Consider the following 24,501-nt stretch of genomic DNA (forward strand, 5'->3'; position numbering starts at 1 on the left):
ACGTTTATATCAATTTGTTAATAAAGCTGGGTTTAATTATTATTTTAGAGGTTGAATGTTCGATTTTGAATCTTATAGAATCGGATTTAAAACTCATTTGCATTTTAATTTTTATAGAAGTTAACATACTTTTGTAATTTCCTGGCCAAAGATAAATTTAAATAAATTTAGTTTTGGCCACGATTTAGTGTTTTTTATAAAAGAGCATGATAAACAACAAGGAAACAAGGAACTGTCGTTATGGAATATAGTTTACGTAAAACGTATTTAAGCTTGGTTATTTCATCTATTTTCACTGCATCTCTATCTGTATCCGCGTATGCCGCACCTTGTGGTGGGTATGTCGTTACGGATGTTTGTGAACAGGATAAATTTGGACCAGATGAGTTCTATAGTATTAGAGCTGGAGATGGTGTTTCCATCGGTAGTGAAGCTAATCATTTTGTCCTGAATGGTGATGGCTATGAGCTGTATGATCCACAGGCTCATTTTCGCGTGCAGATAGCTTCAGGCACCGCTAAATATACTGAAATGAATAATAGTCGGCTGATTGTTAGTGGAACCAGTTTCAATGGTGATCAAGGGAGTTATTACGGCCGAGCAGAAAATACCACATTAAATGATAGTTTAATGTGGGTTCTAACGACGGCTGATCAAACGGTAGCCAAAGGTGAATCAGTGGTTTTCGTATCTACTCAGTTTGCTGACAATGGGGATGTCGCTGTTCAAATCAGTAGCGATGGCTCAATTTGGTACGCGCCGTTAGTAACAAATAGTCGCTATTATGACAATTCAATTGAGATGCTTTGGGGCATGAAGGATAAGTCGAAAAATTGGGATACGCAGGCAACATCAAAAGACGCTGTTTTCTTTGATGCCAGCAAACAGATTGTTGAGTCAAATGGTCACAGTATTGATGCTCAGTTTAACGATAATTCAATTCAATGGGTGAAGGCTCAGGGACTATCTAGCGGATCACTCTTTTATGGTTCTACCAGACAGTTGATATCCGCTGGCGGTGAAGCGAAAGATACCTCATTAAATGACCATGCTTATTCTCAAGTGAAGGCTGGGGGCATGCTCAGTGGAACCACACAGGTCAATGACGCTGCGATCCTTTATATGGATACGGCCGGTAGTAATGGCTCTGTGGCGGATAAGGTGATTCTGAACGGTGAAAGCAGCGCGTTGGTGGTCAATTACAGTGATGAAAGTAATGCTTTTGCTACGGTGAAGGATCTGAATATGCTCGGTGGCACGGTAAGCTTTGAGAACGGTGGTGCTGATAACTACGTTAATCTGCATTTGGGATCGCTCTCTGGCTCCGGCGTGTTTAACTTTAATACCACGCTTAATCAGGGCAAGGGAAATACGTTGTTTGTTGATAATGCCAGTGGAAGCCATAAGGTAATGATTACCGATTCAGGTGAAGAGATAACTTCCGCTGAAAATCTGACGCTGAATATCATTAATGATAAAAGTAGCGGCGCTGATTTTTCTTTAGCCTCTATTTCCGGGGAGAATATTGCTGCTGTTGATGGTGGTACATATATGTATAGCCTTAAACAACAAAGTGGCAAAGATGGTTTAGCCGGTAACGTGTGGTATTTAGGGGCTGACTGGCAAGCCGATCAAGAACCAGAACCAGAACCAGAAATAACAACTCCGCTGACCCCGCCAATCGTATCTAAAAAAACTACACCGTCAACTGATGCGGTACTCAACATGGCGTCAGCCAGCCAGTTTATTTTTGATGGCGAATTACAAACGCTACGTCAGAGGAAGGGAGATTTAAAGACTAGTGTTGGTCATGATTATGGGACATGGGGGCGTTATTTAACCAATAATACTCGTGTTGAAACTTCATCGGGTGCGGCCTATAAGTTACAGCAGGATGGCCTTGAGATTGGTGTAGATAAGGCCATAAGTTTAGCTGCCGGAAAGTTAGTACTCGGTGGTTTCACTGCCTACAGTAATAATAAATTGAAAAATGCGCGCGGTGGTAACAGTGATATAGATAGCTATAGCCTGGGTGTTTATGCAACTTACTTTGATAATCTTGGTTATTACCTTGATGGTGTCATAAAAGCTAACCGCTTTAGTCATTCTTTGAATGCCCGGATGACCAGCGGTAATACCGCCAAGAGCGATTATCATCAGAATGCTATCGGTGCTGCAATTGAAACGGGTTATAACTACCAGGCCGGTTTGGGAATGTTTATTGAGCCTTATCTGCGCGCCAGTTATTTTAGTGCTGAAAGTAAAAATATCACTTTGAATAATGGTATGAAGGCCGATATTGATCAAAATCGTTCAGCGAAAGGGGAAGTGGGTGTCACCGTTGGCAAAGCATTTGACTTAAACAATGGCACCAAGCTGAGCCCTTATGTGCGAGCGGCGATTGAACGTGAGTTTATTCGTTCGAATAAAGTGCGAATTAACCAACGCAATGACTTCAATAACGATTTTTCAGGTGATATTGGCAAATATGGTGTGGGTCTGAGTGCTCAAATTACCGCTCAAACCTCACTATATATGGAGATGGATTACCGTAAAGGTAGTCAGATTGAAACGCCGATTGAAGGAAATTTGGGCTTCCGTTTTAATTTTTAATTAATAACGCAATTTGCTTATCATGAACCGAAGAGGTGTGAATCTCTTCGGTTTTTTGTATATGGGGGATGACAAGATATTAAACAACATAATGATATTGAAGGGCGATGGGGCATCTTATCCAGATGACAAAATTGCTTAGGCAGAAACACCGGTTGGCTTCCAGAACAGCAAGTGATTTGAAAATTTAATCAATTGCGCAGTCATTTAGCCTGCTTATTTAAGGGTATTATCATCCAAACTATCAACTTTGCTGACTTCGCCAGATACCAGCTATAGTTATTATTATCATCCTGAGATCACAGAGGAAATACTCAGTGGCTAAAAAGCATAGCAGTTCAAATAGATCTATTTATCGTGATATACAACGGCTGTTATGGATAGGGATCGTCAGTCTGGTATTTGTTGGCTATGCCAATGCTGCAACGGATGAAATATCGTTTGCCGGGAAATATCAGGCAGTAAACCCGGAGAGTGGTGATGTATCTGAACCGTTATTGCTGGTCGTACCGTATGAGAAAGGCATGGAAGATCAAAAGAATCTTACGGAAAAGCAGCTAAGCATGAGAGCCTGGGTGGTTGAAAACTTAAAGACGAAAGAAAAGTTTTTTCTCGATCGTCTGGGCGAGCAGGATAACGAATTATCACAGAGGTTAGCTGCGAATGGTTGGTCTTGCGCGGCCTCTTCCCGTTTGATGTTGTGCGGTGGTGAATCTGGCGTTCAACCGTTTGATGGCGAAGATTTTACCAGTCAAACTGGGTGGTTATTGATTATTTTGCATCAGGGTCCAATAGAATTAGTGAAGTGTGAATCAGACGATTGTCAGGCTGAACCTGAAGATCAGAATGTGCAGAGTAATGACGATAATACGTTGTAATCGTGGGATGAATGCCGATACGGTTATCAAGCCGTATCGGTTATCGCAGTCGTGATTGGCATTAATCCTGATGCCTGCATACCGGGCAGGCGGGATCGCGCAGTAGCTTCATTTCCCTAAACTGCATGGTCATGGCATCAATCATTAGTAATCGACCGGTTAGTGGGGAGCCAAATCCAGTAAGTACTTTAATGGCTTCCATAGCCTGCATCGAACCTATCATGCCAACTAATGGCGACATTACCCCAGCTTCTACACAGGTAAGTGCTTCGCTGCCAAACAGGCGACTCAGGCAGCGGTAGCAGGGCTCATTATTCTGATAGGTAAATACGCTGACTTGACCTTCCATACGAATGGCTGCACCGGATATTAGCGGTTTAGTTAAGCTAAAGCAGTGCTGGTTGAGTCGATTACGAATTTCTACGTTATCCGTGCAGTCTAATACCACATCAACCTGTTGAATTAGTTTGAGCAGTTCCGGATCGTCGAGATTAGCATCAACCGTATGCAGAGCAACATGGGGGTTGATTTCTGATAGTGTCATCCGAGCAGACTCAACTTTCGGCATGCCGATACGATCGTCTCGATGCAGGATTTGACGCTGTAGATTAGATAAAGAAACCGTATCAAAATCCAATAGCGTCAGTGAACCGATGCCAGCCGCGGCAAGATATTGTGCAGCCGGGCTTCCAAGTCCACCTAAACCAACTATCAGCGCCGAAGACGCTTTTAACTTCTCTTGTCCATCAAAGTCAAAACCGCGCAGAATAATTTGGCGGTTATAGCGCAGGGCTTCGCTATCGCTTAATTCCGGTAGCATGCTTAACTCTCCAGTAATCCATTGAAGGGTTCAACGGTTACCCATTCTCCGGCGGCGACAGAACCACGCTCTTGCTCTAAGACGATAAAGCAGTTGGCCTGACTAAAGGAGCTAAATACATGAGATCCCTGATGGCCGGTCGTTTGGACTTCTAACTCGCCCTGAGCATTGCTGGATAAAATCCCACGTTGGAAATCCATACGTCCCGGCGTTTTTTTCAGAGGTGTGGTGGTTTTAACTTTAATCTGGCGGGGCTTCTGCCATTGGCTGTAGCCATTAAGCTTCATCAGTAAAGGTTGCACCAACTGATAGAAGGTCAGTGCGGCAGAAACAGGATTACCCGGTAAGCCACAGAATAGTGAATGGCTTAGTTTGCCGAAGGCAAATGGTTTACCCGGTTTGATAGCCAGCTTCCAAAAGCTGATTTGCCCCAGCTCATCTAAAATTTGTTTGGTATAGTCGGCTTCACCCACGGAAACGCCACCGCTGCTGATCACCACATCAGCCAGACTATCGGCTCTAGCAAAAGCGTCACGAATCGCGCTTTCATCATCACGGATAATACCCAGATCGATAACTTCGCAATCCATCTGTTCTAACATCAGGCGAACCGCAAAACGGTTAGTATCGTAAATTTGCCCGTCCTGTAACGGTTGGCCGATGGTTTGTAGCTCATCACCGGTGGAGAACAGGGCAACTTTCAATCGGCGATACACATTGACCTCAGCTACGCCTAATGAGGCCAGTAAAGGTAATTCAGCCACACCCAGTTTTGCTCCAGCGGGTAAAACTTCCGCCCCTTGGCGAATATCTTCACCGGCTAAGCGAATATTTTGACCGGCTTTAGGCATAGTGCTGAAACGAATACCATTTTCCAGTACTTCAGCCTGCTCTTGCATGATGACCGCTTCGGCTCCCGAGGGTACCGGTGCACCGGTCATAATGCGAAGACAGGTGCCAACCGGCCATTCACCATGAAATGGCTGACCAGCAAACGCTTTGCCTGCAATGGGTAGAATGGCAGATGCAGTCACATCACTCAGACGCACCGCATATCCATCCATCGCTGAATTAGCGAAAGGGGGAACGTTAATCGGTGAAGTGATGGCCTGAGCGGTAATACGTCTGGCAGCCTGAGTGAGGGCTATTTGTTCCGTTTGGCAAACGGTAACGGCCTGAGACAGTAATTTTTCTAACGCTTGATTAAGGGTTAGAAGGGATGAAGAAGTAGAACAACAGTCCATCTGACGGCTCCATTACAAACCATAGCGATCTGGGGTGATGAAAATCATAAGGCTATTATGCCTGAACTGTTGTTTGGCCTCAAAACTCGTTTGGGGTATTTGTTTGGGGGAAGGGGCAGTGTGATGAAGGGAAAGATTATAGTGGTTAAGAAACACTGGTCTGTTCTTTTTCTGTTTATTATAGAAAATAAGTTTGTAGGGATTTTTCTCGTACAGAGATGTGCTGTTAGCTTCATTGTATAATCTTCTTAGATCGTGATAATGAGGTAATTACTAATTTAACGTCTGAGAAGCGACATGAAAAAAATAATTTTAGCGGTAGCTGTTTTGATTCTCGCAGGATGCGCACGACCTTATGGGCCAGCTGAAATAGTATTAAATCAGCAATTAGTCACTCCAAATCCTACAGAACAACAAACTAAGATAACGGTGACGCGTTTAAAGCAGTTTAGTGGCAATACATCGGGGGGGAATTGTAAGTTTCTCATAAACATTGATAAAACTGACGTTGCCTTACTTCGACAGAATCAGTTTATTACCGTCTATCTAAAAAATGGGCCTCATAAATTGAGAGTCAGTAATGAGTGCAGTACTTTCGATTTAGGAATGAGAAAAACGTTAGATATCAGTGCCGACGGAACTCCGCAGGAATATGTCACAGAGGTTGGCGTCTGGAGACAATATAGGATGTGGCGAACGAAATAGTTCTATTTGTTTAAATAACTAAACCTCCTTCAGGAGGTTTTTTGTTGCATTAATATACTAACAATATACTAATTCACCAAAACGAAAACGGGCTAGCCTAAGCTAACCCGTTGAATTTGATGGCGGAGGAGGAGAGATTCGAACTCTCGGATGGTTGCCCATCGGCGGTTTTCAAGACCGCTGCCTTCAGCCACTCGGCCACCCCTCCGCAATGGCGTGCAATATAGAACAGCTTGAGGGACCTTGTAAAGAGGATAATTCATTTAATTCAATCGTTCGGCTGAAAAAACATCAAAAACGCTATTTTTTGACTGAATTTCCATCATCCATGCCTTTTATCGACTGTTTGATTTTATTACAGGGGAACCTCTGAGGAATTTTTTCGGTTACAATAAGCCAAATTATTTCTAGTACTGAGGTTGTATGTTCGAGTTTGAAGGGCGTCCTATAGAAACCGATGCTCAAGGGTATCTGATGAATAGCAATGACTGGTGTGAGCCGATGGCGGTTATTTTGGCTCAGCAGGAAGGTATCGAGTTGACGGAGGAACACTGGCAGGTTATTCGTTTTGTTCGTGAGTTTTATCAGGAGTTCAACACCTCTCCGGCGATACGTATGCTGGTAAAGGCCATGACGCAAAAATATGGTGAGGAAAAGGGGAACAGCCGCTATTTGTATCGTCTTTTTGTTAAGGGGCCAGCAAAGCAGGCAACAAAGATTGCAGGCTTACCTAAGCCGGTAAAATGCATTTAAAGTGTAAAGTTAAGTCAGATTGAGTAATAAACCGCACGAATAGCACAATTTGTCTTGAAAAATAGCGAGTCCCCCTCATATTTAAGGAGAAGGCAGAGCCTGAATATGAGGAGGATATGATGATTACCAGTAAATTTACTATTGGTCAGCAAGTTAGACATAGGTTATTGGGTAATTTAGGCGTGATTATTGATATTGATGCTGAATATTCCCTTGATCAACCAGTTTCTGATGAGATGGCTGCTGACGATACCCTAAAAAATGCGCCCTGGTATCATGTTGTAATGGAAGATGCCGAGGGTCAGCCTGTTCACACTTATTTAGCTGAGATACAGTTGGCTCAGGAAGAAGATGATACTCATCCTGAACAGCCATCCCTTGATGAGCTTGCCGCTTCAATCAGGCATCAATTGCAAGCGCCCAGACTTAGAAATTGATCTCATTGACAGGCCATTTTTGTTTAAGGTGGCCTGCCTAATTTTTTAAATAATTTGTTGCGTATTGAGTAATTCAGAAATACCGATAGGTAGTTTGGCTGTAAAAAGGCAAAAAAATAGCCGTGAAACCCAAATATGTGTGGAGTCGGTTTCACGGCAAACCAAAAACAATTAAGTTATAACTGATAAAACGCTTAGGTAATTATCACCGAGATTTGTCACCTAAAACAAGCTGGTAATATCACTAGTTTTTTATAGGGGATTTCGTACAGAAATAAACCAGAATCCAGATGGTTTCTGTACGAAATCGATCTGTTATTTTTTGTTTTCACTTATTATACAATGTGTTATCCATTCTCAAGAAACTTCCCTTTAAAATAACAGAACGACTGTTTATTTTTTTACTATCTTTCCATAAGAGAGTTGTTCTGTAATTTTACCCTCTAGTTATTTGTGTTGGTATTGTTCTTATATAACTTATCTTCTAAGTCAATCTTGTTTAAGAGACTCTGATGTTTTTATTTGGCGATCACCGATAGCTTATGAATTTAAGGCTATGGTCTAAAACCTATTCGACTAAAACCAGCTGTTTTTATGTCGATATAGATTGGAATATACGCAATCCATAAGCTTACATGATAATGATAGCTACCAGGAGTGGGAGTTATCGTTACCTATCTATGAAAGTAATATCAAATTCTCATATTAAACGCTTTTTCTGTTATTTAGCTAATAGTGGGGGAGGGGTTTTATTAACGTTTTTCTTTAAGAGAATTGACCTTGCTAGATGCAGAACTATCTATTTCTATGGCGTGTTTTTTGAATTTTTTAATTCATAAATCCAAAAATAGGCAGAATAACATCATGCAAATTATTATAATTACATTATTAATTTTGTTAATTATGCTGCGATTTAGCTTTTTTTTAACAATAAACATATGTTTTGTATCTATATGATTCTAAGTAATTAAAGTCTGAACGGCATAAGTATCTTTACAAAAAAAACTTTAAAAAAATATTAATCAATTGATTTTTAAAGTGTTTTTTTGTTAAGAAACTGGTTGTTAATGATGTAATTCTAACTTATTGATATATTTAATTAATATCTTTGCTTTTGTAAAATCAAGCAAAATTAAATCCATCTTATTACATGTAATTAATATTTAATGAATTATTTATCATTTGATTGTGTGTTTTTTTTATTCTTTTTAGGTGAAAATATGTCTGCAAACTTATATTGTTCATTTTAGATTTAAAATTCAATTTAATATCTTTTAACGGAGTTGGGACGATATATCTATATTATTAATAGGAGTGGCTAGTTCTATATTGACCGAATATATCTATTTACGAAGGTGTGTTTTATTAAGCATTCCGCCGTATGTGGTTAGGCGATAACTTTCAATCGGTCTGATATTAGCGTCTGGTACTCAATAGTTTAGAGAATTACCATGATTGATTTTTCAAACACAGAATATTTACAGCAGATAAATGTTCTGCGTTCAAAACCTAAACATTTTTTAAAAGATATTGGTGATCAGTGGCGTACACCTGATGCGCTGTTTTGGGGGATTAACGAGCTATATGGCCCGTTGGTTCTTGACTTGTTTAGCGATGGCGAAAACAGCAAGTGCCCGAATTTTTACACGGCAGCAGAAAATGCATTAACCAAAAGCTGGTCTGAGCGGCTATCGGAACTTAAAGGGGCGGCATTTGCTAATCCTCCTTATTCCAGAGCTAAAAAACATAACGGTCATTATCTTACTGGTATGGCGCATATTATGCGTCATACTATCGCGCAACGAGAGTTGGGAGGGCGTTATGTTTATTTGGTTAAGGTTGCTACCGCTGAAGAATGGTGGCCAGAAGAGAATGCGGATCACATTGCGTTTATTCGCGGCCGGATCCCTTTTCATGTTCCTAAATGGTTTGTCGCTGCCAATAAACAGCAGGAAGTCACAACGGCCTCTTTTGGCGTTGCAATTTTGATTTTTGACAAAACATGGAAAGGTTCACAGATTAGTTATATTGGTCGCGATGAATTATTAAATCTGGGGAATCGGGTAATGGATAGGATGAAGACTGGCGCTAAAAATATCATCATTGCAGCCTGAAAGCGGGATGACATAACTGAGTAATATATTATGTCATCCTGGCGGGCTAGCTGATGTGTCCGCGGGTAATTTTAGTTAATGGCAGATTGATATCAAAGATTTTACCGTTTGCATTTTTAACACCAAATGACGCTATACGTTTTTGATGCATTTCCCAGTAACGTTCAGCCGATGCGCGATCGGTAAACAGATAAATACCACCGGCTTCTTCTGTTTGTAGATTTTCGGTCCAGATTTTTGAAATAAAACCGGGTTCTTGAGTAATGCTTTCAGCAAGACCGATTGCACTTTTGGATAAGTTTTCACCTAGCATTTCAGCGGGCATACTGAAATCGACCTGAAGTAAAACAGCCATGAATATCTCCTGATTATTTAGTAGGTAGTTAAATATTAGTAGATATATAAAGTTGTTATGAATCAATAAGATTTTCCCTATCTATAAAATAGTTAAATATTTTCAATTAGTTGGGTTTATTTGGTCGATGCTGGTCTGAGAAGTAGCAAATCAATTGAAACCAGCAAAGCTAGTGTCCTTAATGCGTTGACTTATCATTTGTGGATTAAGAGGGGGATCAGAGTGAACGCGATAAAATCATCAGGGATGATTTTTACCTGAGTACTTTGCCGTTAACTTTGATTCGATGGTTTTTTAAATCTGTTCACAGATTGGCAGTGGGTATTTTTTTATGATTGATGGTTTATTGATCGCTTTTTAAATAATAATTAATAAATCAATATGATATGGTGTAGGTGATAAAACGTAGTATTTAAACATTTGGTCGGTGCTCTCTTTTCTAAAATGTGAATATTTATTTCATTAACAGGCTATTTATTTCCCTGCTAATTAATAAGACGTCAATGTTATTTTTTTGGGGATTTTAGAGGTGCGAATAAGATTTTAAACCGGCAATGGAACCACCTGATATCATAGAGTATTAGTTTGATTAATTTAGATATTACACAATCATTACAGACGGATAATTGTATTTTTGATATTATCAGGAAGGTAATAACTGGGTACGACATCTTTTCATTGAGTTTAAAAGAAAGATATGTAAACCTAAGCCGCATTGCGTACATTTGAATTATGTTTAAAGGATGATTTGTTGCCAAAAAAATCCTTAAAGTATAAGAGTATTTTTTTGATTATTGTCAATGAGTTAAACTTTTTTTATGATGGATCGAACTACGATTAAAAGTATCGCGATCAAATTCTTTTTTGTTTGGAGACTTTCTGTTGATAAGCGTTCTTCTTGTTGATGACCACGAATTGGTGCGCGCAGGGATTCGACGCATTTTGGAAGATATTAAAGGAATAAAAGTTGTTGGTGAGGCCCAAACGGGTGAGGATGCCGTAAAGTGGTGCCGTTCTAATAGTGTTGATATCGTGTTAATGGATATGAATATGCCAGGTATCGGTGGTCTGGAAGCGACACGTAAAATTTTACGTTATTCTCCAGATATTAAAGTGATTATCCTGACCATTCATACCGAAAACCCTTTGCCGGCAAAGGTTATGCAAGCAGGGGCATCAGGTTATCTGAGTAAAGGTGCAACACCTCAGGAAGTGATTAGTGCGATCCGTGCTATTGCTTCTGGTCAACGTTATATTGGCGCTGAGATTGCTCGCCAAATGGCGCTTAGCCAATTAGAACCAGAGGCAGATACGCCATTATCCAGCTTATCTGAGCGTGAGCTTCAGATTATGATGATGATTACTAAAGGCTTAAAGGTTAATGAAATTGCGGAGACGCTGAATCTTAGCCCGAAAACGGTGAATAGCTATCGCTATAGGATGTTTAGCAAATTGAATATTAGTGGAGATGTTGAACTGACGCATCTTGCTATACGTCATGGTATTGTGACTTCAGAGAAATTGTTAAATAGTGACTGACGGTTTTGATAGTAAAGCTTTTTTAAAATATGTAACTAATGAGCCAGGGGTTTATCGTATGTACGATATCTCTGGCGTTGTTATTTATGTAGGGAAGGCAAAAGATCTCAAAAAAAGATTATCCAGCTACTTCCGCATAAACGTAAGCAGCCGCAAAACGGAAGCGTTGGTTAAAAGTATTGCCAACATTGATGTCACCGTTACCCATACCGAAACAGAAGCTTTATTGCTTGAGCATAACTACATCAAACTGTATCAGCCTCGATACAACGTTCTGTTACGTGATGACAAATCTTACCCACTCATCTTTCTTAGTTCTGATAAACATCCGCGATTGAAAATACACCGGGGAGCAAAGCACGCGAAAGGGGAGTATTTTGGGCCATTTCCTAATTCAGGTGCCGTTCGTGAAACGTTAGCACTGCTACAAAAACTTTTCCCTATCCGCCAATGTGAAGATAGCGTCTACCGCAATCGCTCACGTCCTTGTTTGCAATATCAAATTGGACGTTGTTTAGGCCCTTGTGTTGCCGGACTGGTGAGTGACGAAGAGTATCAAAAGCAGGTTAACTACGTTCGCTTATTCCTTGAAGGTAAAGATCAGCAGGTACTTAACCAATTAATTACCAGTATGGAACAAGCCAGCCAATCCCTTAACTTTGAAGAGGCGGCTCGCATTCGCGATCAGATTCAGGCTATTCGACGCGTGACTGAAAAGCAGTTTGTCTCAGGGGACAGTGATGATTTAGATGTTATCGGTGTTTCTTATGAGTCGGGTATGGCTTGCATGCACGTGCTGTTTCTCCGTCAAGGAAAGGTGTTGGGCAGCCGTAGTTATTATCCAAAAATTCCTAAAGGTACTGAACTGGATGAACTGGTCCAAACCTTTGTTGGACAGTTTTATTTACAGGGTAGTCAGTCAAGGTCATTACCCGGAGAAATTTTGCTCGACTTTTCTTTACCGGATAAAAGCGCACTTGAAGACACGCTATCTGAAGTTGCCGGGCGTAGAATCCAAATACAAAGTAAACCTCGAGGGGATCGTGCTCGCTACTTGAAACTGGCACGTACCAATGCCCAGATTGCGTTGAAAACCAAAATTTCACAACAGTCCACGATTCATCAGCGTATGGCATCGTTGGCCGAAGTGTTAGGTTTGCCGCAGATCAATCGCATGGAATGCTTTGATATTAGCCATACCATGGGGGAAGAGACCGTTGCTTCTTGTGTGGTGTTCGATAGCAACGGCCCTCTGCGTTCTGAGTACCGCCGCTATAATATTACCGGTATTACCCCCGGCGATGACTATGCCGCCATGGCACAGGTGTTGAAACGTCGTTACGGTAAGGCATTGTCGGATGAAAAAATTCCCGACATCATTTTTATTGACGGTGGTAAAGGGCAGTTAGGTCAGGCATTTGATGTTTTTGAGCAACTTGACGTGAGTTGGGATAAAACAAAACCATTGCTGATTGGTATTGCCAAGGGCAGCGATCGAAAAGCTGGCTTGGAAACGCTGTTTTTTGTGGCGGAAGGCGAGGGGACCTCTTTGCCTCCTGACTCACCTGCATTACACGTGATTCAGCATATTCGTGATGATTCACATAATCATGCGATATCAGGCCACCGTCAGCGTCGAGCAAAAGTAAGAAATACCAGTGCCTTGGAACATATTGAAGGCGTTGGCCCTAAACGTCGTCAGATGTTGCTAAAATATATGGGCGGATTACAACCATTATTGAATGCGACTGTCGATGAGATCGCAAAAATACCGGGAATTTCACAATCTTTAGCAGAAAAGATACACAATGCATTGAAACACTGAGGACTATGTAGCAACATATACATAAGCCACCCTTTATTTGAGCAATAGAGCACCCGAGTACTATGCAATTTAACATACCCACTCTGCTTACGCTTTTCCGTATTATTTTGATTCCATTCTTTGTTGTGGCTTTCTATCTACCCTATCAATGGGCTCCGATGGTTTGCGCGGCTATTTTTGTGATTGCAGCGGTAACCGACTGGTTTGATGGTTTTCTGGCCAGACGATGGAAGCAAACTACCCGCTTTGGGGCTTTTTTAGACCCAGTAGCTGATAAGGTCATGGTAGCGACGGCGCTAGTGCTGGTTTCCGAGTATTATCACGTTTGGTGGATCTCTCTACCGGCCGCGACCATGATAGCGCGTGAAATCATTATCTCTGCCCTGAGAGAATGGATGGCGGAAATTGGTAAGAGAAGTAGCGTTGCCGTTTCCTGGATAGGTAAAGTCAAAACGTCGGCTCAAATGCTTTCGTTGGTGGGTTTACTTTGGCATCCCAATGCGATTATTGAGATCCTGGGCTTTGTTTTACTTTATATTGCGGCGATATTAACCTTCTGGTCGATGTTCCAGTATTTGAAGGCTTCGCGCAATGATTTGCTGGAACCATAGACGATACGTCGGAAAAAGCAGCAAACGAACCAAATGTTGTAATAATTCTATTGACTCACCTCGTCAGGTAAGTAGAATGCTCAGCATCTGATGACGGACAGACTAGTCAAAAGATAATACAGTTAAATCAGCAGGTTCTAAAATGAGCCATGATATGATTGTTTAGGCGCGGGAATAGCTCAGTTGGTAGAGCACGACCTTGCCAAGGTCGGGGTCGCGAGTTCGAGTCTCGTTTCCCGCTCCAATTTAATGTTCTGATTGAATGTTAATGTTAGTTAGGCGCGTTGGCAGAGTGGCCATGCTGCGGATTGCAAATCCGCCTACCTCGGTTCGACTCCGGGACGCGCCTCCAGTTATTTGTTATGCCCGGGTGGTGGAATCGGTAGACACAAGGGATTTAAAATCCCTCGGCGGCAACGCCGTGCGAGTTCAAGTCTCGCCCCGGGCACCATTATTATCTTTAGCTGTTTAAGTAATTCATGACTGCCAAAAGGCAGTTTTTTTTCGTCTAAAATTCGGCTGTTGCGGTAAATGGTCTCGATATCCATATGACCAAACAGCGCTGGCCCACAGGGTTAGCAGGCCAGTTTTAAACGTTGTTATTTATGTCTGGTGAACGGCTTTCTTTTCTATAGTCACCTTGCCTGAGCCGTGAAGAAGGGGAAATTAACTCTTCGTCACGATCTCGTAATTGATCACATCGCTATAGTCACCTAATTCCTGATCCTCATTCCCATACAAATCAAAAGTAGGGGTAAAGCAGGTTTGATTGCCGCTGTCTTCAAATCTTATGCTGGAATTGTTGATGTTCGGTAACAGAATCTGTTTGCCCATATTATCCAGCGTTAAAGTATAAGGAAGTAGGCTAGTGGGGTTCAGATTGTGTTTGAGGACAAAGCGATTGTTAACAATTCCATTAGCATTGGTTGCAGTCACAATAAAATCCTTACCGGCACTTTCTGTAGACAGATAGCTGATACAGAGACGATCGGCGGCATTGGTCATCACTTTTTGTTGTTTCCCTGCGGCAATTTCACCTAAGTCCCAGTCAGGGGCATTCATCGTAAGGTTAACGATTGCCGGTGGCTTATTAGGGTTATCCATCAGTTGACAAGTTTGTGTTGCTTGTGAAGCAGCAAAATATACCGCGCCAACCTGATCGTAGATGATGCCACTGGAATAGACGTTAGTGGGATACAGAGCCACTATCGCGACGTTAGCATCCTTTACGTTAATAACAACGTCAGCCGTATAGGGATCATAGATGTTCCATTCAGGAGAGTAATTGTATCCATAGGTTAAATACCCATTGCCGTTGGTGTAAGTACCATAGTTACTCCCTATGGGGGCATGACCATTCATTTTGATATTATCAGGAGGAAAATAAGCCTTAATGGGGGTACCATTTTTGTCATATTGGAAAATCAAAAAGCCTCGTCCGGTACGGACACCCCAATCGCGATCCGGTGGAATACTACCCATAAGCGCCCAGTTTGCTGTAAAGCTGGCTTGCCAAGTATCGCTGCCGGTGTTGGTCATTAGGCAATTACTGACACCAGAAATGACGTTGTGAGGCATGCCCGCAAGTTGAATGCTATAAGCTGAGTTGGGGCTAATCAGTAATAAGGCGAAAAAAGAATAAAGGTACTTCATGATGCTCCCTTTCAGATTAGATAAATTAAAACTATCGTTTTAAGCGGCGAATAAAATTTGATGTCACGATAAAAATATTTTTTATGTCACTCGTTATGATTGCAGCGATGAAGCTGCTTATCAGGTCATGGCCGAGGAGAGATATGCTGCGGCTGGTGATGATTGAGAATAATGATATTCATAATTATTTTTCCATACGTTGACCGGCGAGACAGCCGCCATAGCCGGGTAGCGAAATATGTTTACCCGATAAGCGTTGAGGGGTTCCTGGGTAGATATTGATATCTTCAGGGGTGCTGCCATCGGTCTGGATTCCTTTTAGAGCAACGTGGACATTTCCCGTTGCCGTAAGGAGAACGCCTTTTTGTTCGCATTGGACATCAAGCTGTACTTTCTCTCTTTCTGGTCGCTGGCGTATTATCGCGCTGAAACTTAGGTTCACAGCGATACTGGCTGTTGCTCGGTCTGCCGATGTGCCATGAAGTTGTACTATTGGGCGAACATTGAGGCGATAGACCGTTTCTTTATCCACACTTTTTAATGGCCGCAGTGTGATCAGTTTATGCTGTCGTGGATTGAGCTGTAGTTTAAACGGCGAGGCATAGAGCGTAGGCTGGTAGATCAACCCCATAGGAATTCGTTGTTCTTTGGAAAAGTGAACGCCGGGATTGGTGACTAACGACGTTGAGATCGTGACATATTCAATTCTATCGCCATTATTACTCACCTTGATAGTTTGAGGTGTGTTACCCCTCAATTCAATACGCTTTGGCGAAATGTCGATTGCCGCTTTTACGGTACCAATGGAAAGATATATGCTGCTCAGGCAAGTGAGCCACAGTAAAAAATGGCTCTTCATGGCACGGCCTTAGCAACAGGTTCAAAAGTGAGTCTTAATTCTCCCTGATAAATACCGGCATTGGTTTTGAAATCCCCTTCAGGCGGTAGAGCGCTAATGGCGAGGCTATAATCCCCAATGGTATCCTGTAAGGGGTCTGCTGACGGGGTATTATAGAATACTGTCGGTGCTCCTACGGATAATATTTTTGCTGCGCTGTCTACATTTGCCATGCTGACTTCGGCCACCTGAAATTGCAGGGTAGGCGTTTGTGCATGGCGGAGTATTAATGCCTGATCCAAGCTGACCTGAAAGATACCTGTGCTGGAGGTAATGCGGAGTGGTAACTCAATTTGATAGGGAGAATTTGCACCACCTTGCTGGAACATCTCCATTTCCTGCGTATACCAGCCACCGTTTATGTCATTAACAAAGAGGCGATTGGGCTTAATGATGGTAGCACTAACACGGCTCGACGTTTTTCCTTTTACCATGATGATAGCGGCATTGGCTACCGAGGCAAAGGTGGATGCTACTAACGCCAATAGTAATATGTAGGTTGCTGAGCAAGTTATTTTCATGATTGGCTCCCTATTTGATAAATCACCACGCCATAGCCAATACTGATAAATAAAGGCGTTCGGATCGGGGTTGTCCCTGTCGTGATAACATTCAGATTTTGCTGGGGGCGAAATGTAATACGCCATACCTGAGTTTTTTCTGGCTGTGAAAGCACGCGTAGCTGCATCGTTCTTTTTTGACCGGGGCCAAGAGCCAGCCTTGATGGTGTGACCAACAAGGATGGAGACTCGACATGACCAACGCCAATTAACGTCTCCGGCTGAAGGCCTGGATTTGTTAGCAGTTGCTGCTGGATATCCAGATACAGCGTGGCATCACCACTATTTTCCACCACCAATTCTGGCAAATGACCCTGCTGTGGGATCGTCAACTCAGCCTGAGAGAGGGTCAACAAACCACCGGCATAGCTATGTTGTGCTAACAGGAGGGCGGCTAATACGCCAAAACAACGTGAAAAGATCAGGGACATACTATTTCAATCCGTTTACCGTCCAAGTCGGCACTCAATTTTCTTGTTTTCAGGGTTTGTGGCGTACCCGGAAATAGTGCTATGACGTCGGTAGCGTTACTGTTGGCAGAAGCCATTTTTACCTGTTCAAGAAGCAGACGAACATTGCCATTGTTAAGCAGGGTAATCTTATTGGCTTCACAACGATGACCTAACTTAGGACGCTGATTAGCCGGGGCAGGGAGATGACGTATTAATACGCCATACCCTACGGATAGCGTCATCGGGGCAGTAATCTTATCGTCAGGCGCTCCGCTGACCTCAAAGGATTTAACCGGGACAACATAAAGCCGATACACTGTTTCATTCGCTGGTTCTTTCAACGAGGTAAGTAAAATATCCCGCGATTGGTTTGGTCCAAGCGTCAATTTATTTGGCGTGGCCATAAGTTCCGGATGAGGTAACTGTTGAATTGGCGTCTTATGTTCCTGTGCATCACCAGGGTTATCCACTTTTGCCAGAGAGATAGTGAGGTAAAGTGGGGCATCGCCGGTATTCCGCACAGAGATGCGCTGTTCATGCTGGTTAAAAACTTTAATGCTGATTGGTGTCACCATCAACTGTGGTCCGGCATTGACGTTAAGCGGGAAACCGTTGAGGCTGGCTAGTAGGATAAGCAGTGAAAGTGTTTTTTTCATAATGACTCCGATTAGGCCCTGCTCGGTACTACAGTGCCGAGCAGGTGTAAAAGTTGTTATGGGATTGGCTCAGATCGCAGCGGAAGCGCCGGTTTTTATTTTCGACATCGATAGTCGGTAACAGCTGTTTGCTGGCGATGGAAAATAAGCCGTTGGGGTAGGCGACATCACCAGTTTCCCGGATGGTGCCACTGACCGGATTTCCCTGAGTATCTTGCAGAAATCCGTTATAAAGGAGGTTGATATCCACGCTGGCTTTAGCGGCGTAAACTTGACCAGGATGCGCCCGAGGGATATTGGCCGGTACTTCGACGTTGATATCTTGATCGTTATCCTGACTATTGACGCGGGCAAAAGTGATATCGTTGTAACTCTTGATGGGAATAGCATAAACACTATTGCTACCAACGGGTGCTCCTTCAACTTCAAAACCGTAGTCAATACCTTGCAACATGGGAGTAGAAAGCAGCATGGCTGAACCGCTGCTACTGTAGCGACCCAGAGCGACACCTTGAGTATTGGCGGCAATCATGCCACGGTAATTCAAGTCGGCATTATTGCTGTTCGCACTACGGCCCAGATTAAGTGACACATCGCCACGGCTACCTTCTCGAGTGGCATACAAGTTAACGTTATTCAGGCCATTAATACGGCTGACGGTGGTACCCAATGTGGTGGTGCCAAATGTATCAGTGCTAATATGCCGATAGTTACCGCTAAGTTGAGTTTGTCCCCCTGAACGGGCGGCAGAAAAACTGCCCTGTATGCGATCAAGCGTCCAGGTGGTATTGAAAAAAATACCGTAGTTGTTACCTGACTGCTGGAAGCCACCTTTTTGTACCCCCAACGAGAATGTTGACCATAGTCCATTAGGACGATAGTTCCAACGCAATTCGATTTGATGTGATTCGCTGCTGGAAAATTGACTGTAGTTATAGGAAATAAGCGAGTTTCCCAGTCCACGGCTGTAAGATAAAGCGCTGCTTGATGTACCGTAGCTATAATAGGACACATCACTATGCTGATAGCGGCTGTAGGAAAGGTTACCCAGTTCGCTACCATATAATGACAGGTTGAGATAACCGCCGTTGCCTTTTTCACCGCTCATCACACCCAGGGTTGGTGCGACTTGAATCCCCCCCAATGTACTGGGGCGGCTGATATTTCCTTCGGTAGCCCATTTACCTTCGGAGCCACTAATAGCGGTACCATTGAAGAAAAACCATAATAAATCTCGGCTCAGTCCGCCTTCTAATAAATTGCCATCATTGCTGATATCTTTTCCTGCCGTCAGATGCCAGGCCATATAGCCGGGATAACCGCTATAATTAACATTACTGATGGCATGGTTTTCACGGCTAATGGTATTGCCGTTACGGTCAACCAGACGAACCTCGGTTGAGTAGTAACCGCCGGGTAAATCGTTAAAACTGATGGTATTCCGTCCCAGTACTGCGGGGCGTTTTAGAATCATTCGACCATCGCGATAAAACTCGTAGTTACCTTCAGCGGTGGAGAACAAAACCAATTCTCCTTTACCGTCGCCAATTCGAAGGTTTGATTGACTCCCAATGGTAACAAATTGGTCAAAACTGGGAGATAGCGTGGTACTGATGCTATCAGAGGCAAAGTCGATACTGTTCTGTCGGCCTGCGCGTAAATAGGTCGACGAGAAGTTTTTTTGTATATAGTAGGTTGAAATGCCTTGATTGTGCGTATTCTTTTCACCCATGCTGGCGTAGTTGCTATACCAGTTAAGATAGCCAAAACTTTGCCATGGCATACCCAGCCAGGCATTGCTGTTGAGGTTAATGGCACGATAATTCTCGCTGGAAGCTCGGATATCTACGTTTTGGTTGTGTACTAATCCCAGAGAGGTTTCAGGCAAAATGTAGTCGTTTTCACTGCTACGTAATGTAATAGCGCGTCGTGTTTTATCCACGGTCACGTGCTTTCCCTCAATAGTGAGATCGCAGCCGTTCAAACACTGTTTATAATCTAGTTGATCGAATATTTTTTGCAGGTTGGCAATGATTTTTGGATCAACTGCGTTACGGCGATATTTTTCCCGATCAAAATCCAATTTATTCAGCTGTGGTGAATAACTGATAAAATCCGGTAAGGTAATACCATCAATGGTCGCAACATATTTAGCCGTATCATCTATTTCAGATTCACTAAAACCGTCGGGTACGCCATAGACGAATGTGATCCGATCATCAGCTTGAGCCTGAATAGTCAGCATAAACGTCAGGAGTGTCGACTGAAATAGTGTCAGGTAGACACTTTCTTTTACAGAAAGCCTTTTTTCCTTGATGATCATTAATTATGCATTCCCTGCGAATTGAATGTAAAACAGGTCATAAAGGCCACTTCATTAATATAAAGTGGCCTGAGGGGATTATTTATTTTGCTGTTACAACGGGTTCAAATACCATGACCAGGTCGCCGTTATAGCTGCCATTGGTACTCAGACCATTTACAGCAACAGGTGCGTCAAGTTTAACGTTCAGGTTATAAACTTGATCAAACTCAGTACCAGATTTTTCAGTTTGTTTGATTTCCACTGTTGTGCCTGTAGCTAATGGCTTAGAACCGGCACTTGTATCCATTGTGATGCTGGCATTTGACATTTCATAATTACCGTTACTCATTTTCAACGGCTGTGCCAAAGTCACCTTAAAGGATTCATTTTTACTCCATACGCGAATTGGCAACGTTGTAGAAAACTTCTGCTGTTTATAATCCAGCGCTCTAACTTCTTCTACGTCATACCAACTTGAACCATCAGGCTTAGATACAAATAACGCATCGTTAATTTGCGCCGTAAGGTGAATGGTCTTAGGGAGCTGATTGCTTGGTTCGGCATTAGCAACACCGGCGCCAAAAAACATGCTCATACCTAAAATCAGTGCGTATTGATTAAATTTCATTATATTTCTCCATGTGGAAGTCACTCATCCATAACGATGATATCGCGCTATATTTCCGATCGAGGGAGATGACATAAGATAGCTATAGATGAATAAATATTATTTTCTGTAACTAACTTATAACGTTATCTCACCAAGATTGGATTTAATACGCAGTCATTTTTTTATCCAGTTAGTCCACATTTCTAGACTTTCCAGATGGGGGGCATTTTAGTCGTGTTAATGTTTTTTTGGAATATAAGATCATTTAACTTGCCAAATACAAAATTTAATATCGATTTGCATTATTTTGAAGATTTACGTATCGATATGTTAGGTGGTGCAAATTAAACAGCGGTAAATCAAGTTAAGTAGTATATAGTTTACATTAATTGTTTATTTTGAAGTTTTGATTATTGGTACATTTTTAACAACTCATTAATATTAATAAATTGCAACTTATTTAAATATGTGTAATAAGCTCGGGCTAGAATTTCATTGCGATGAATTTTCAGGATGGTTCGGCAGCATAAGTAATATTTTATTTGAGGTGAAGCTAGGCGTAATAATAGAGCCTATTGTAAAAAATTATGGAATATATCTTTAATGACAGCGTAATCTTCAATGAGTCTGGGGGATTACGTTTTAAGCATAAAACTCAGCCTGCTATCTCTATGACTGTAATACAGGCAGGCATATTGATAGAGCTTATTAAGGCACAAAGTAAACCAGTACATCGTAATGATTTGCTTGATAAAGTGTGGGAAGATAATGGATATCCTGCTTCCAATAATAGTCTAAACCATAATATTGGATTTTTACGTAAGACATTAAAAGATTACGGAATTAATGATGCCATTATTACCGTACACCGCGTTGGTTTTAAATTAAATAAAGCGGTTGATGTGAATGTCTATCATTCCGATGCAACATTATTCGTAGCAGAAGGCGGTAATGAGCATGGTGTACTTTCTTCTATTGATGATGCGACCGAGATCGAGAGTAAAGCACGCACTTTATTACGGCCTAAGCGGTGGTTGGGGCTAGGTTTATGGCAAACGGGGCAACAAAAAAAATGGGGCCTCTTGATCGCTATGCTATTACCGTTACTTTTATTCGTTATGGTTATCTTTTATCAGGCTAAACCGGTTACGAAAACCCAACATTACTTAGCAACAATTATGGGGTGTAAAACCTACACGGTTGAGCCCGTTGATGAGAGCCAGCAAGATAAATATCGTTTTTATAGTGAGTACTTTTTGAAGTCGCAAAATAAGCATTGCGGACCTAATGATATTTTATTGGCATATGTCCAAGATGCCCATGATTTTCAGAAGTCTCTTAGAAGTAATGATAGGACGTTCTTTGCTATATGTAACTTCGACCAAAAAAAGACCGATTCTTGTGACAGCTTTTATTCTTATTCTATGGTGCCTCAATGAAAATACGCTGGGTTGTAGTAGGTCTGCTGTGTGGTGTCGCCGCTATAACGACGACGTGGTATTGGAAGAATAAGATGAAGGAACCAACAATATCATTGAATTGCCAATCCCAAGGGAAATTTATTTTTAATGAGAGGCCTGATTCACCGATTTTCCAGGGTACTTACACATTGATGTTTGATAATAATGGTTCTGGTACCATCAGTTTAGCGGGGATGTTGACGATGGGGACATCTCATTATCGAGTATTGCGTACCGCCATTATGCAGTATCAAACTATTGATGTAGAGAATGGTTTGTTTAATCTGAGTCACACTGGTGATGCCATTCAGGACTATGATAATGCACCAAAAGATGTGATTGATACCTACCTGTTAAGAGGGACGGACGGGAAAACTAAGCGTGTCTTTCGCGCTATGCCATTAAATGACCATGCATATTTGGTTGGCAATGCATATTCCCCGGTTATGGTCTGTTCTAAGGTGAACGGCTAAGAATAGCTTATCGCCAGCAATCTGATTTATCGTGCCAATTTTAAGATGGCCCATCTTTTGGAGTCGGCCATCTTAAATGGTATTGGTGTTTATAAAAATCGGTGATGGATACGGGAGAGATAAACTGGCTTAGTTAAACTTGCCATTAGTGGTAATAAACATATTGATTGCCTCCTGAATTTCCCGCTGTTTCTTGGTATCATCCGTTTCGTTAATTAAATCTTCTAAAGTACTAATAATGGCCTCACGGGAGATATTAGCCCCTTGAGTGTTCAACCGACATACGGCTTTACCAATAAGGCGACGGATTTCATCCTGCATAAACTGCAGTGTTTCAATGCTCATGATATTCATTTTTCCTGATGTTGGCATAATTGGGTTGAGATGTTTTCAATAATATCATTATGTTAATTACGAGATGTTACCGTTTGAGGGATATCTGCGATTGTTAGCTTCAGCGATTAACCCTATTCATTCATGACTGCTTTGCATAGAGACTTTATGGAAATTAGCGATTTTATTTTTGGTGCTCAGCAGGTAAAACCTGATGCTTTGGTGACATTGCAAATAGATCCTGTGAAAAGTTCATTACTGGTTCAGTGGTGCTGGGGAAGCGATAAAGATTTTAGCCGCTCTATTTTGCTTAAGGAGCTTAATTATGATGAAGCCATTAACGTTTTCTTTGCACATTGTAAAGCAGCGATGACGAGGTAGGTTGTTACTTAGTCACGGTATATCGCACCACTTCCCCAAGGTTTGCTAATAAAGGAAAATGGATGGACAGGGCAGAGAGGCTGATGGTTCATTTGATACCAGAAAGTGATGATCTGATATCAAATGATTTAGCGTTGCTATTTCTTATCTGATTTCTTTTTGAGCACCACGATTAAAGACCCCGCTAATCCGATGACCAGCAAGGCGACGGGTAAAATCATTAATCCATTCATTACCGCGGTTTGATTGTGTTTAAAGAATGGGGTCAGACTGATCAGGTATCCCAGACCGGTGACCACACTGACCCATAACACGGCACTTAACCAGTTGAATATTTGAAAGCGTTTGGCATCGAGTGCTGATAACCCGGCAATGGTTGGCAATAGCGTTCTGACAAAGGCCAGAAAGCGGCCGATCAATAAGGCAAAGAAACCATGCCGATAAAACAGCTGATGGGCTCGTTGATGATAATGGGCAGGGATCTTGGCCATCCAACCTTGTACTATTTTGGTTTTTCCCAACCATCGACCTTGAAGGTAACTAAACCAGCAGCCTAATGCCGCGGCAACGGAAAGGACGACTACCGTTAAGGCAAAATGTAGTGAACCTTGCGCAACCAGTGCACCAGCCAGCAGCAGCAGGCTATCTCCTGGGAGAAATGCTGCGGGTAACAAACCATTTTCAAGAAATATGATGATAAACAGAATGCCGTAAATCGACCAAAGAAACTCAGGATTTGCTAATGTCTTAAAGTCCTGATGGATCAGGGCCTGAAATAAATCTGTTATCGAACCCATTTTCTTTCCTGTGCATAACATTAATGAGG

General features: G+C 42.1%; 24 protein-coding genes and 4 tRNA genes. 15 read left to right on the forward strand and 13 right to left on the reverse strand.

Features of this window, described 5'->3' with window-relative positions:
- Window positions 1–240: 240 nt before the first annotated feature.
- Window positions 241–2,613 carry an autotransporter outer membrane beta-barrel domain-containing protein gene (locus EL341_RS06975; protein ID WP_126467433.1) on the forward strand — a complete coding sequence of 791 codons (2,373 nt, stop codon included), beginning with the start codon at window positions 241–243 and terminating at the stop codon, window positions 2,611–2,613.
- 317 nt (window positions 2,614–2,930) lie between these two features.
- On the forward strand, window positions 2,931–3,491 hold the full coding sequence (locus tag EL341_RS06980) for a hypothetical protein (protein ID WP_074821154.1): 561 nt from the start codon (window positions 2,931–2,933) through the stop codon (window positions 3,489–3,491).
- A 61-nt stretch (window positions 3,492–3,552) separates the two neighbouring features.
- Here EL341_RS06980 and moeB read toward each other — a convergent pair whose 3' ends face one another.
- Window positions 3,553–4,311, reverse strand: coding sequence for a molybdopterin-synthase adenylyltransferase MoeB (moeB, locus tag EL341_RS06985; protein ID WP_074821157.1), 759 nt, complete (start codon window positions 4,309–4,311; stop codon window positions 3,553–3,555).
- A 2-nt stretch (window positions 4,312–4,313) separates the two neighbouring features.
- A complete protein-coding gene (gene moeA / locus EL341_RS06990; RefSeq protein ID WP_074821160.1) occupies window positions 4,314–5,555 on the reverse strand; it encodes a molybdopterin molybdotransferase MoeA in 1,242 nt (413 codons plus the stop codon).
- A 297-nt stretch (window positions 5,556–5,852) separates the two neighbouring features.
- Between moeA and EL341_RS06995 the strand changes: the two genes are divergently transcribed.
- Entirely contained in the window at window positions 5,853–6,260 is a 408-nt protein-coding gene (locus EL341_RS06995; protein ID WP_074821166.1) for a membrane lipoprotein lipid attachment site-containing protein, read from the forward strand.
- A 120-nt stretch (window positions 6,261–6,380) separates the two neighbouring features.
- Here the strand turns inward: EL341_RS06995 and EL341_RS07000 are convergent.
- Window positions 6,381–6,468 (reverse strand) — tRNA-Ser (locus EL341_RS07000).
- A 215-nt stretch (window positions 6,469–6,683) separates the two neighbouring features.
- Here EL341_RS07000 and tusE point away from each other — a divergent pair.
- The 3 genes from tusE (at window position 6,684) to EL341_RS07015 (ending at window position 9,564) form a co-directional block, all read left to right on the forward strand.
- Window positions 6,684–7,013 (forward strand): sulfurtransferase TusE, encoded by a 330-nt coding sequence (gene tusE, locus EL341_RS07005; protein WP_074821170.1) that lies wholly within the window; start codon window positions 6,684–6,686, stop codon window positions 7,011–7,013.
- 119 nt (window positions 7,014–7,132) lie between these two features.
- Window positions 7,133–7,450 carry a heat shock protein HspQ gene (gene hspQ, locus EL341_RS07010; RefSeq protein WP_047780737.1) on the forward strand — a complete coding sequence of 106 codons (318 nt, stop codon included), beginning with the start codon at window positions 7,133–7,135 and terminating at the stop codon, window positions 7,448–7,450.
- A gap of 1,451 nt (window positions 7,451–8,901) precedes the next feature.
- Window positions 8,902–9,564: a phage N-6-adenine-methyltransferase gene (locus EL341_RS07015; RefSeq protein WP_074821172.1), complete on the forward strand. Its 663-nt coding sequence runs from the start codon at window positions 8,902–8,904 to the stop codon at window positions 9,562–9,564.
- 46 nt (window positions 9,565–9,610) lie between these two features.
- On the opposite strand, the gene EL341_RS07020 is transcribed toward EL341_RS07015, so the two are convergent.
- Window positions 9,611–9,919 carry a monooxygenase gene (locus tag EL341_RS07020; protein ID WP_047780739.1) on the reverse strand — a complete coding sequence of 103 codons (309 nt, stop codon included), beginning with the start codon at window positions 9,917–9,919 and terminating at the stop codon, window positions 9,611–9,613.
- 882 nt (window positions 9,920–10,801) lie between these two features.
- On the opposite strand from EL341_RS07020, the gene uvrY reads away from it, so the two are divergent.
- The 6 genes from uvrY (at window position 10,802) to EL341_RS07050 (ending at window position 14,345) form a co-directional block, all read left to right on the forward strand.
- Window positions 10,802–11,458, forward strand: coding sequence for a UvrY/SirA/GacA family response regulator transcription factor (uvrY, locus tag EL341_RS07025; protein ID WP_047780740.1), 657 nt, complete (start codon window positions 10,802–10,804; stop codon window positions 11,456–11,458).
- Window positions 11,451–13,283 carry an excinuclease ABC subunit UvrC gene (uvrC, locus tag EL341_RS07030; RefSeq protein ID WP_126467435.1) on the forward strand — a complete coding sequence of 611 codons (1,833 nt, stop codon included), beginning with the start codon at window positions 11,451–11,453 and terminating at the stop codon, window positions 13,281–13,283. Before uvrY ends, uvrC begins: the two co-directional genes overlap by 8 nt.
- 62 nt (window positions 13,284–13,345) lie before the next feature.
- Window positions 13,346–13,894, forward strand: a complete 549-nt coding sequence (gene pgsA, locus EL341_RS07035) for a CDP-diacylglycerol--glycerol-3-phosphate 3-phosphatidyltransferase (RefSeq protein ID WP_047780742.1) — start codon at window positions 13,346–13,348, stop codon at window positions 13,892–13,894.
- A 168-nt stretch (window positions 13,895–14,062) separates the two neighbouring features.
- Window positions 14,063–14,138, forward strand: a tRNA-Gly gene (locus EL341_RS07040).
- A gap of 34 nt (window positions 14,139–14,172) precedes the next feature.
- Window positions 14,173–14,246, forward strand: a tRNA-Cys gene (locus EL341_RS07045).
- A 12-nt stretch (window positions 14,247–14,258) separates the two neighbouring features.
- Window positions 14,259–14,345 (forward strand) — tRNA-Leu (locus EL341_RS07050).
- Between the two features lie 215 nt (window positions 14,346–14,560).
- Here the strand turns inward: EL341_RS07050 and EL341_RS07055 are convergent.
- The 7 genes from EL341_RS07055 to EL341_RS07085 all read right to left on the reverse strand — a co-directional run bounded on the left by EL341_RS07055 (window position 14,561) and on the right by EL341_RS07085 (window position 21,046).
- On the reverse strand, window positions 14,561–15,547 hold the full coding sequence (locus EL341_RS07055; protein WP_047780743.1) for a hypothetical protein: 987 nt from the start codon (window positions 15,545–15,547) through the stop codon (window positions 14,561–14,563).
- A 184-nt stretch (window positions 15,548–15,731) separates the two neighbouring features.
- Complete coding sequence (locus EL341_RS07060) at window positions 15,732–16,406, reverse strand: fimbrial biogenesis chaperone (protein ID WP_047780744.1); 675 nt, start codon at window positions 16,404–16,406, stop codon at window positions 15,732–15,734.
- On the reverse strand, window positions 16,403–16,966 hold the full coding sequence (locus tag EL341_RS07065; RefSeq protein ID WP_074821180.1) for a hypothetical protein: 564 nt from the start codon (window positions 16,964–16,966) through the stop codon (window positions 16,403–16,405). The genes EL341_RS07060 and EL341_RS07065 overlap by 4 nt, the downstream gene beginning before the upstream one ends.
- Entirely contained in the window at window positions 16,963–17,436 is a 474-nt protein-coding gene (locus tag EL341_RS07070; protein WP_047780746.1) for a hypothetical protein, read from the reverse strand. Before EL341_RS07070 ends, EL341_RS07065 begins: the two co-directional genes overlap by 4 nt.
- Window positions 17,427–18,113 (reverse strand): hypothetical protein, encoded by a 687-nt coding sequence (locus tag EL341_RS07075; protein WP_047780747.1) that lies wholly within the window; start codon window positions 18,111–18,113, stop codon window positions 17,427–17,429. Before EL341_RS07075 ends, EL341_RS07070 begins: the two co-directional genes overlap by 10 nt.
- Window positions 18,114–18,141: 28 nt before the next feature.
- On the reverse strand, window positions 18,142–20,436 hold the full coding sequence (locus EL341_RS07080; protein ID WP_197723520.1) for a TcfC E-set like domain-containing protein: 2,295 nt from the start codon (window positions 20,434–20,436) through the stop codon (window positions 18,142–18,144).
- A gap of 82 nt (window positions 20,437–20,518) precedes the next feature.
- Window positions 20,519–21,046, reverse strand: a complete 528-nt coding sequence (locus EL341_RS07085; RefSeq protein ID WP_047780748.1) for a CS1 type fimbrial major subunit — start codon at window positions 21,044–21,046, stop codon at window positions 20,519–20,521.
- Window positions 21,047–21,615: 569 nt separating this feature from the next.
- On the opposite strand from EL341_RS07085, the gene EL341_RS07090 reads away from it, so the two are divergent.
- Together EL341_RS07090 and EL341_RS17600 are read left to right on the forward strand one after the other, a co-directional pair.
- Window positions 21,616–22,467, forward strand: a complete 852-nt coding sequence (locus EL341_RS07090) for a winged helix-turn-helix domain-containing protein (protein ID WP_126467437.1) — start codon at window positions 21,616–21,618, stop codon at window positions 22,465–22,467.
- A 173-nt stretch (window positions 22,468–22,640) separates the two neighbouring features.
- Window positions 22,641–22,961, forward strand: a complete 321-nt coding sequence (locus tag EL341_RS17600) for a FidL-like protein (RefSeq protein ID WP_164720445.1) — start codon at window positions 22,641–22,643, stop codon at window positions 22,959–22,961.
- 129 nt (window positions 22,962–23,090) lie between these two features.
- Here the strand turns inward: EL341_RS17600 and EL341_RS07100 are convergent, their stop codons facing one another.
- Entirely contained in the window at window positions 23,091–23,306 is a 216-nt protein-coding gene (locus EL341_RS07100; RefSeq protein WP_047780751.1) for a hypothetical protein, read from the reverse strand.
- A gap of 156 nt (window positions 23,307–23,462) precedes the next feature.
- Here EL341_RS07100 and EL341_RS07105 point away from each other — a divergent pair, with 156 nt between their 5' ends.
- On the forward strand, window positions 23,463–23,675 hold the full coding sequence (locus tag EL341_RS07105) for a hypothetical protein (RefSeq protein WP_126467441.1): 213 nt from the start codon (window positions 23,463–23,465) through the stop codon (window positions 23,673–23,675).
- Between the two features lie 137 nt (window positions 23,676–23,812).
- On the opposite strand, the gene EL341_RS07110 is transcribed toward EL341_RS07105, so the two are convergent.
- Window positions 23,813–24,472: a DedA family protein gene (locus EL341_RS07110; protein ID WP_047780753.1), complete on the reverse strand. Its 660-nt coding sequence runs from the start codon at window positions 24,470–24,472 to the stop codon at window positions 23,813–23,815.
- Window positions 24,473–24,501: the final 29 nt, after the last annotated feature.

The sequence above is a fragment of the Pragia fontium genome (genome assembly GCF_900638655.1).
Classification (GTDB): domain Bacteria; phylum Pseudomonadota; class Gammaproteobacteria; order Enterobacterales; family Enterobacteriaceae; genus Pragia; species Pragia fontium.